The 4,322-nt window shown below is 72.1% G+C and carries 2 protein-coding genes; both read right to left on the bottom strand.

Annotated elements, in window-relative coordinates; all coding sequences use genetic code 11:
• Positions 1 to 122: 122 nt before the first annotated feature.
• Positions 123 to 2,570, bottom strand: a complete 2,448-nt coding sequence (locus ACIBEI_RS00465; RefSeq protein ID WP_398883578.1) for a GH92 family glycosyl hydrolase — start codon at positions 2,568 to 2,570, stop codon at positions 123 to 125.
• Between the two features lie 299 nt (positions 2,571 to 2,869).
• Positions 2,870 to 4,018, bottom strand: coding sequence for a S1 family peptidase (locus ACIBEI_RS00460; RefSeq protein WP_398885018.1), 1,149 nt, complete (start codon positions 4,016 to 4,018; stop codon positions 2,870 to 2,872).
• Positions 4,019 to 4,322 lie beyond the last annotated feature (304 nt).

Below are 4,322 nucleotides of genomic sequence, written 5' to 3'. Positions count from 1 at the left end.
GCGGTTTTGTCGCCCGGGGCCTTGCTCTTTCCGCCGCCCCCGCCCATGCCGATGCGGGGGGCGGGCGGGGGGGGGGGCCCCCCGGGCCCCCCCCCCCCCCCCCCCCCACCACCCGAGCCGTGTCAGCGGGGCAGTCCGTCGGGCGCGGTCGCCCACCGGGTGTCCGGTTCCGGCGCGAGGTCGAACCTGAGGGTGCCACCGGTCCGCAGCAGGCCGCCATCCGTCCAGGAGCGGTCGTGCGTACGGCCGTTGAGCCGGACACCGCTCACATACGGATGACCGGCGTCGGCCGAGGGCGCGTCGATGACGATGTCACCGCCACCGGGCCGGTCGACCACGGCGTGCGGGAAGAGCGGCGCGCCCAGCAGCAGGTTGCCGCTGCCCGGGGTCTGCGGATAGAGGCCGAGGGCCGAGAAGACGTACCAGGCGGACATGGTTCCGAGGTCGTCGTTGCCGGGGAGCCCGGCCGGTCCGGTCCCGTAGACGGTGTCGAGGATCTGCCGGACCGTCGCCTGGGTCTTCCACGGCTGACCGAGCGCGTTGTAGAGCCAAGGGGCGTGAATGCCGGGCTCGTTGGTCGGGTCGTACCGCAGAGCGTCACCACCCTTCACCGACCAGGAGCCGTCGGGCTTGTGGAAGAAGCCGTCCAGCCGGCGCGCGGCCGTCTCGCGTCCGCCCATCGCCTCGGCGAGCCCCTGGACGTCTTGCGGCACCATCCACGTGTACGTCGCACTCGTGCCCTGGGCGAAACCGCGGTCACTGCCCGGGCTGAACGGCGTGACCCATGAACCGTCGAGGTTGCGGGCCTGGATGTAGCCGGTGGTGCCCGCGCCGTTCGTAGCCCCCGGGTTGAAGACGTTGCGCCACCAGCCGCCCCGCTCGGCGAACTTCGTGGCCTGCTCGTCGAGGCCCAGCAGCTTCGCCCAGCGGCCCAGTGCGTCGTCGGCGACCGAGTCCTCCAGGGTCTCGGCGGCACCGCCCCAGCAGTGGCAGACGTCCTGCGCGGCGTACTGCGAGGTCAAGTACTGGGCCAGGTTGGGCCGTTGGCCGGTGCACTGGCCGGGGCAGCCCGCGTCGGAGAGCCCGTCGGGGTGCGGCACGGTGGCCTGGCGGGACAGGGAGTCGAAGGCGCCGCGGTAGTCGAAGTTGCGGACCCCCATGGCGTAGAAGGTGGCGAGTGTGGCCGCCGTCGGGTCGCCGGTCATCACATGGGTCGGCCCGTTGATGTGCACCCAGCGGTCCCACACACCGCCGTTCTGCCGAGCGAAGTTGTAGAGCGACTGGGCGAAGTCCCCGGCGATCCGCGGCTTCAGCAGGGCGAGCAGCTGTATCTGCGCCCGGTACTGGTCCCAGCCGGAGAAGTTGCTGTACTGCGCACCCTGCCCGCGCTCGACGCGCTGCGGCCTGCCGTCCATACCCGGATAGCGGCCGTCGGTGTCGCTGACCAGGTTGGGCTGCATGAGCGAGTGGTAGAGCGCGGTGTAGAAGGCGGTGCGCTGGGCCGTACTCCCGCCGCCGACGCGCACGGAACGCAGCTCGCGGTCCCAGGCCCGTGTCCCGGCCGCGGCCACCTGGTCGACGCCCGCCCGCGGCGCGATCTCCTCGCGGAGGTTGGCCTCCGCACCCGCCTGGCTCACGTACGAGATCCCGAGCCGCATGCGGACATCGTTGTCAGAGCTGGTGTCGAAGCCGACCCAGCCGCCGGAGCCACGGCCCGCGCGGTCGGCACCCGTGGCGTATCCCTCGCCGCCTCCGCCCGAGGTGGCACCGGGGGAGAGGGCGCCGTCCTTCCACGTACCCGTGGTCGAGAACGCGCGGTCGAACGAGGCGCTGAAGTAGAGCCGGTAGTAGCTCTTGCGGTTGTTGACGCCGCCGTTGGCGCGCCGCCCGCAGAACGCGCCGGTCAGCACCCAGCCGCTCACCTTGCGCTTGGCCCGGTCGATCTCGACATGGGCGTCCTCGCTGCCGTTGAGCGAGTTGGAGACCCGGAACAGCAGGTTGGCGGGCTTGTCGGCGGGGAACGTGAAGTCGGCGACGCCGGCCCGCTTGGAAACGGCGAGGTCGGCGCGGGCACCGGAGTCGAGCCCCACGGAGTAGCGGCCCGGCACGGCCCGCTCGTCGGCGTGCGAGAAGTTCGCCGCGTAGACGGAGTCCGTGGTGTCGGCCGACGGCGACGAGGTGACGTCTCCGACGAACGGCATGATCGGTACGTCGCCCGCGGCCCCCGGGTTGCAGCCCGCGCCGTTCACGTGCGTGAGGCTCAGCCCGCGCAGTCGGGTCGCGTTGTACTCGTAGCCGTTGGCGGCGCCCGTGCTCGTCTGGTCGCCGCGGGTGCTGGTCGGAGACCAGGCGATCATGCCGTACGGGAGGGTGGCACCCGGATAGGTGTTGCCTCCGTTCGTCGTGCCGATGAGCGGATCGACGTACGCCGTGGGGTGGGCCGGTGTGTCGGGGGCGCCGGCCGCGGAGGAGACCGGGCCGGGCAGTGCGGCGGCGAGCGCGGTGGTCAGCGCGAGAGCGGCGGCTCTTCTGCCGAACCTCCGCGCCACACCTGTGGATCCGAGGACCATGTAACGGAACCTTCCGTCAGGACGGACAGCGGGGCCCGGCCGCCTGTCGGGGATCCGGGCCCGCGAAATGCCGCCGAGCGTAGGCCGTGGGAACGCGGGGTGGAACGACAGAGGTGGCAGCCCCGGTGAACGGGTGGTGAATCCGGGGCACTTGGGTCGAGCGGGTGCTGGGCCGGGTAGCGCGGTGCGGGCGCCAACGGGCTCCGCCACCTGGCCGGTGACGGAGCCCGTCGAGCCGTGCTCCCGAGCCGTGTGGATCAGGCCGTGTGGATCAGGCCGTGTGGATCAGGCCGTGTGGATCAGGCCGTGTGGAGCGTGAGGCCGTACCGGCTCAGGATCTCGTTGATGGGCTGGTACCAGGTCTCACCGCCGCCGGAGCAGTTGCCCCAGCCGCCGGAGGTGACGCCCTGCGCCTGGTCGCCGCTGATGAAGGAACCGCCGGAGTCGCCCGGTTCCGCGCAGACGCTGGTCTTGGTCATCTGATGCACCGCGCCCTGGCTGTAGTTGACGGTCTCGTTCTTGGCGAGGACCGTGCCGCAGTGCCAGTGCGTGGTCGATCCCGACCGGCAGATGGATGAACCGACGGGCGCCTCGTTGGACCCGCGGACGAGCCGGTCCGAGGTGGTGCCCCAGCCGAGCACGACCGGCACGGTCCACCAGCCGCTTCCGACGTTGACCCAGGCGTAGTCGTTGCCCGGGAACGAGGAGCCCTGGATGTTGCCTATGTAGGACCGGTCCCAGCCGCTGACGCCCTGACCCGCCCCGCCGCAGTGGCCCGCGGTGACGAAGCCGCCGTGCACCGAGAAGCCGATGGAACAGCGGACGTTGCCGGTGTAGAAGGGGTCGCCGCCGACTGTCCCGGCCGCGAAGGTCTCGGGCGCCGAGGCGGCCTCTTCGACCTTGACGGGACCGGCCGCGCGGGCCTTCGAGAGGAACGCGCGGACATCGTTGTCGGCGCGCTGCGCGGCGACGACGGCCACGACGACCGAGCTTGCCTTGGCATCGACGTACCAGTTGCTGACGCCTTCGGGCGCGGCCAGCTTGTCGATGCGCGCCTTCGCCGCGTCGAGCTGCTTCGCGCTGTGCTTGACGGTACGGACGGTCGCGCCGGTCTCCCGTACGGAATTGACGGAGGCCTCGGAGGCGCCTGCCGTGACGGCGACGGTCAACTTCCCGCTCTTGGCGTCGAACCAGGAACCGCCGTACGCGGCTCCTGCCGCGCGCCGTGCTTCCGACTCGACGGCCGTCGCGGTCTTCTCGGCCGCGAGCCGCGCTTCGGCCTGGGTCTTCGTCAGGCCGAAGTCGCGCTGCATGGCGTCGAGGAGACCGGCGGAGGCGGGGGCACCGGCGGTACGGGTGGGTTCGGGGGCGCCGGCGGCAGAGGCGGGTCCGGCGGCGAAGGTTGCCCAGGCGCCGACGATCAGGAGTGCGGACAGGCCTGTGCGCATGGTTGTGGTGCGTCTCAAGGCAGTAGCCCTTCGTTGTTCCAGCGTGGTGGGGGTGGAACAGCTGTCTTGTGAGAGCGCTCTCAGTGCATGGCGGGGCAGAGCTTAGCGGCAGTTCATGGTCAGGTACATACCAAAGTTGGTGCTCTCTTTGCCGGGAACTGCTGAGGTGTCTGTCGTGTCCGGAGGCGGGGGGGGGGGGGGGGGGGGGGGGGGGGGGGGGGGGGGGCGGGGGCGCGCGCGCCGGGGGGGGGGGGGGGGGCGGGGGGGGGGGGCGGGGGGGGGGGGCGGGGCGCGGGGGCGCGCG

The organism is Streptomyces sp. NPDC050988, assembly GCF_044456225.1.
Taxonomy (GTDB): domain Bacteria; phylum Actinomycetota; class Actinomycetes; order Streptomycetales; family Streptomycetaceae; genus Streptomyces.
The sequence above is the reverse complement of the archived record's forward strand: the minus strand, read 5'-3'. Positions and strand labels throughout refer to the sequence as shown.

Coding starts and splice junctions, on each gene's coding strand:
- ACIBEI_RS00465 (WP_398883578.1), bottom strand. CDS start 2,570: ATGGTCCTCGGATCCACAGGTGTGGCGCGGAGGTTCGGCAGAAGAGCC.
- ACIBEI_RS00460 (WP_398885018.1), bottom strand. CDS start 4,018: ATGCGCACAGGCCTGTCCGCACTCCTGATCGTCGGCGCCTGGGCAACC.